This window comes from bacterium (genome assembly GCA_030655055.1).
GTDB lineage: Bacteria > Edwardsbacteria > AC1 > AC1 > EtOH8 > UBA5202.
In genome coordinates this window covers 1-5,055 of sequence record JAURWH010000014.1, presented here as the reverse complement: position 1 = coordinate 5,055, position 5,055 = coordinate 1, and the positions used below count along the sequence as shown (strand labels likewise).

Sequence of the window (5,055 nt, the reverse complement as noted above, 5' to 3'; positions counted from 1 at the left end):
TGTCGCCGGTATCAAAAAGCAACCCGTTCTTGTTGTTTTCAATTATCTCCAAAGTGCCGCCGGAGGCCGTGGCCACCACCGGTATGCCAAGCATCATGGCCTCCACCGTCACCCGGCCAAAAGGTTCCTTTTTTGACGGAACCACCAGCAGGTCAAAACAAGCCATTAATTCGGTGGCATCCTTACGCCAGCCGAAGAACAAAACCTTATCCGAAACCTCCAGTTTTGCAGCATACTCTTCAAGCTGCTTCCGGTATTTTTCCTCCCCTGGCATGGTTCCACCCACGATCCATAAACTAGCTTTTGGGATTGATTTCAGTATAAACTTGAAACCTTTCAGTAACGTTTCTATATCTTTGTCGGGATGAAGCCGGCCCACAAAGCCTATCAACGGTTGTTTATCGGAAATTCCGTTATTTAATCGCAGTTTTTCTCTTTTTACCGAGGTAAGTTTTTCCGGAGATGGCACATGATTATAGACCACTACCACTTTTTCCCCGGGATCGGAACCATAAACCTTGGTTACCGACAATGAATTGACAATGACCATAGCGGCCAGCTGATAGGCTCTATGAACCAGTAGTTTTCCAAACAAACCAGCTGATAAAAAATCTCTGGTATGAAATATCATCGGGCACTTGGCCCGGCGGGCGGCCGTCCCTCCCATCAGGGCGGATTTGAGCGAATTGGCGTGCACCAGATCGATCTGATTGGCCCGGATCACCTGTTCCATCTCTTTTATCCCGGTTATTAATCTCCACAGACCCTTCAGCCAGACCCCCGGATCATAACTACGGCGAACCTGTCCAAAGTCAAAGGGAACCGTCTTGTGCCCGTTCTCCCGGGCGCAATTTAAAAGCTCGCCTTCCGGAACCAGCAAGGTGATTGAATATTTCCCCGTCTCCTTAAGTCCCTTCATCAGGGCCAGCATGCTTTTTTCCCCACCCCCCAGAAAGCCCATATGATTGATGAACAGGATATTCATCCCAATAACTCGCGTTCCCAGATGCTCCACAACATCAGGGCATATATTTGAAAAGAACGATCATGCTTATGGGTCAAATGCTGTTTTAAGTATTCTTCCGTCATAGCTGGGTCGATCCATTTTTCCCGGACCATTCGGCTGTCCATTATTGTCTGGCGTGCAAATTCACCCAGGGGACCCCGGAACCATCGGGCCAGGGGCAGGTCAAATCCCTGCTTGGGCCTTTTCAGTATCTCTGATGGCAGCAGATCCCCAGCTATTTCCCTCAGCAGATACTTTGAGGTACCATTTTTATAGCGAATGCTTCCGGATACCTGCCAGGCCAGGGTCAGCAGGTCATTGTCCAAGAATGGGACCCTGGCTTCCAGCGAATGGGCCATTGTTATCTTGTCCATTTTGATTAAAAGATCGTCTGGCAGCCAGTATGAAGTGTCTGCATACTGAAGCTGGTCTATCGGCTCCAGGTCGCTTATATCTTTGAATAATTCCTCCGGCTGGCGGGGATAAGGCCGGCTGGACATCAGATCATTCAATACCGGACCGGCCAGTGCCTGGCGCTCTTTTAAATTGAACAGCGCTATGTTCTCCAGGTAGGCCGTGGAGAGCTTGGGTTCCGTCAACAGCTTTAAACTTCGGTGACGGTAAAAGTTGAATCCCATTTTATCTATCAGCCGGGCCGGGCCGGTTCCCAGGCGGGATAATGGTTTCAGCCGGCTGCTTCGCTCCAGCGCCCACCAGTAACGGCGGTATCCTGCAAAGGTCTCATCGGCACCTTCTCCGGTCAAAACCACCTTGACCTGCCGGGCCGCCATCTGGGACAGAAAATATCCGGGAATGGCTGCCGGATCAGCTATCGGTTCCTCCAACGCTCTGGCTATATCGGCAACATGCTGTTGGACCTCGGCAGAGCTGATCTGCACCTGATAATTATCCAGTCCCCAGTGATCTGCCACCTGTTTGGCATAGGGCAATTCGTCAAACAAGGGGTCCCCCTCAAAGCCGGCGGTGAATGTCTTTGGCCTGGCTCCCAGTTTGACCATTGCTCCCACCACGATGGAAGAATCTATCCCCCCGGACAAAAAGGCGGCCACCGGCACATCGCTCATCAAATGGGAGCCGATTGATTTCATGAGTTGTTTGGACAGCAGTTCCCTGGCTTCTGCTTCCGGCAACCGGGGCAGCCGGGCCGGGATGCTCCAGTATCTTTTTATTGAAATGCCCTTGGCACCGGACAACAGAAAATGGCCCGGTTCCAGCTTTTTTACGCCGTTGATGGCAGTGTCCGGCGCCGGCACATATCGCAAAGCCAGGAAATCGCTGAAGGCCGAAAGGGAGAGTTCTTTTTTGATCGAAGGGTCTGTCAGAACCGATACCAGCGAAGAACCGAATATCAGGCGTTTCCCATCATCATGGTAATACAACGGCTTTATGCCGGTGCGGTCTCGAGCCAGCATCAGCCGGCGTTTGGCGGTATCCCACAGGGCAAAGGCAAACATGCCTTCCAGTTTAGCTAGTAGCTCCGGTCCGTGGTCCTGATAGAGGTGCAGCACCGATTCAGCATCGCTGGCGGTCTTGAATTTATGGCCCCGGCTTAAGAGTTCTTTTTTCAGCTGCGGGTAATTATAGATTTCCCCGTTCAAGACCAGCCACAAGGAACCGGTCTCATCACTTAACGGCTGGTGGCCGCCGGAAAGATCCACGATGGAAAGCCTGCGAAAGCCCAGGCCCAGGCCTCCCTGGATATGGGTGCCCTCGTCATCCGGTCCGCGCGACAGCATGGCCTGCATCATGGCCCGAATCAGGACCGGATCAACCGGACGGTCTGGCTCCAAGTAATTATATATGCCGCAAATTCCGCACATCAGTTGCTATCAATTATTTTACGATAAACCATAAGTGTTTCCTCGGCCGTTCTTTTCCAGGTAAACGCCTTTGCCCTTAAAAGGCCTTTGGTTATAAGATCCTGTCTGAGAGTGCTGTCGTTTAAAACCTTTTCCACGCCCCGGGCTATGTCCTTTGGATCATCTGGATCAACGTAGAATGCTGCCTCGCCGGCCACTTCGGGGATCGAGCCCCGGCGTGAAGCTACCACCGGGATTCCACTAGCCATGGCCTCCAGCAAGGGCATTCCAAACCCTTCGTAAAGGGAAGGCATTAAAAGAACCGAGGCTTGGCGATATACTTTAGGCAATTCTTTTCTATCCACAAATCCCAAATACCGGATCTGGGCAGCAAGCCCTTCGCTCTCAATAAATCCCAGTTGTTCCTTAGTGTAGGGTTTTCCTACCTTGAGCAGCTTGATTTGTCCTCCCCCTCTCTTGAACAGCAACGAAAATGAACGCAGAATGTTCATTGTGTTCTTATAAGGTTCGGCTGTTGCCCCCACCTGAAGGATGTATTTAGTTTTATCCGATTCTTTGTGGTCCTGGCCAGGTTTGGTGGGGCAAAAGATTTCATCCACTCCCAGAGGCACCACGGTAATGTTTTTATCTGCCAACTTCAAGATATCGATCAGGGCATTTTTAGTGGCTCCCGAATCGGCTAATATATGCCGGGCTTTATTCAGACAAGAAACGCTGTGTCTGAAAGAAGCCAGGGATAGTTTTCCGCCAATTGTATTTTCATAACACTCCACCATCATCGGCATTAGGTCGTGACAGGTTATTATTGTTTTCTCCCTGGGAAGTTTAGTTATAAGATGGGCATATGAATGGTCCAATATGTGGTACAGGTCTGAGACCGGCGGGTTTAAAAGCATAGGATAGCGGCAGGACCGATTCCAATAGGTCATAATCGCTGACAGATATTTATTCTTTGGAATACCAGTTGCGGGCCATTGCTGTCTCCTTAAATCAATTCCCTCTATCCCATATAGACCTCCAGCCAGGCCCATTTCATAAATATCCATACTGTGGAATCTCTCGGAAGGAGGAGATCCGATCAGGCACACAGATAATGGCTGGGCTGGCGTTAACTCATTCTTCATCATTAGTATTCGGGGTTTGTTTTTGATATACAAAGGGAAGGGCCAAAAAACATCCCGCCAATAAACTTAAAGGAAAAGCCTCCGCAAATTCTCCAGCAAAACTCGCTAAGACTATTTGAACTAATACACAAAATGAAGTTGCGTTTAATATGGCTGCCATTTCATCTTTGGGCTGGCCCATCTCTTTCCAGGCAATCCTTAAGGCCGTCAGTAAAATCCAGATATAGGCCGCCAAACCGGCCCAGCCCAATTGCAACGCGATGCTTATATATTGGTTGTCAGGCAGCCAGCCCACCAAGCGCTTATCTGTTCCTGGAATATAGAACCCTGCTGCGGCTCCGGTTTTCAGGTCGAAACGTCCCCCCAATGTTTCTAACCCGACTCCAAAAGGATGGCGGGCCACGTTTTTTAGGCCCACCAAAGTGGTCTGCTCCCTTCTTATGTTATAGCTAATATCGCCTGCTGTAAAAGTACTTTTTATCCGATTCAATGCTAATGGAGCCATAAATATCAGCAAACACCATAAAATGCCAAAATATAGCAAGACCTTAACCTTTTTAGTGACCGCTAATGCCGCACAGCCCAAAGCAAAAGCAAACCAGGCGGAGCGCACAAAAGTCATCACCAAAGCAGGAGAACAAACAGCAATACTGATGATTGCCAATAATCGTAATTGTTTATAAGAAGGGAAAATCAATACTGCTATAGCGAGGAAAAGCACCATTACTAAATAATGTGCAAAAAAGCCGGGACCGGCAAAAGTGGAAAACGCCCTCCAAAAAAGCACGTCTTGTTCAGCAAAAGTTACTACTTGATTGGTAATTTTTGGCAGGTAGGTAAGTTGTGAAAAGAATTCGCTCCCGCTGGTAAATTGCAGGATGCCAAATATCCCTGTGACAATGCCTGTCAACAAATATATTGTTATTATTAAACGTGCATATTTTTCGGAATGAGGTATATTGATAAACATGAAGAAAAATAAAATGAAAAATATCAATACTTTTACGGACAGCGCTGCCACAAATATGTTATGAGCCACAATACCGTGCAACAGGCAAACACCGATAAAAACCCAAATGGGATA

General features: G+C 48.7%; 4 protein-coding genes. All 4 read right to left on the bottom strand.

Going from position 1 to position 5,055, the window contains the following annotated elements; translation table 11 throughout:
* Positions 1 to 985 (bottom strand): glycosyltransferase (locus Q7U71_00635; protein MDO9390265.1); only part of this gene is annotated, 985 nt, incomplete at its 3' end.
* On the bottom strand, positions 982 to 2,847 hold the full coding sequence (gene asnB, locus Q7U71_00630; protein ID MDO9390264.1) for an asparagine synthase (glutamine-hydrolyzing): 1,866 nt from the start codon (positions 2,845 to 2,847) through the stop codon (positions 982 to 984). The genes asnB and Q7U71_00635, both read right to left, overlap by 4 nt.
* Entirely contained in the window at positions 2,847 to 3,974 is a 1,128-nt protein-coding gene (locus tag Q7U71_00625; protein ID MDO9390263.1) for a glycosyltransferase family 1 protein, read from the bottom strand. The genes asnB and Q7U71_00625 overlap by 1 nt, the downstream gene beginning before the upstream one ends.
* The coding region (locus Q7U71_00620; protein MDO9390262.1) for a hypothetical protein at positions 3,961 to 5,055 on the bottom strand (1,095 nt) is incomplete at its 5' end. The genes Q7U71_00620 and Q7U71_00625, both read right to left, overlap by 14 nt.

Coding starts and splice junctions, on each gene's coding strand:
- asnB (MDO9390264.1), bottom strand. CDS start 2,847: ATGTGCGGAATTTGCGGCATATATAATTACTTGGAGCCAGACCGTCCG.
- Q7U71_00625 (MDO9390263.1), bottom strand. CDS start 3,974: ATGATGAAGAATGAGTTAACGCCAGCCCAGCCATTATCTGTGTGCCTG.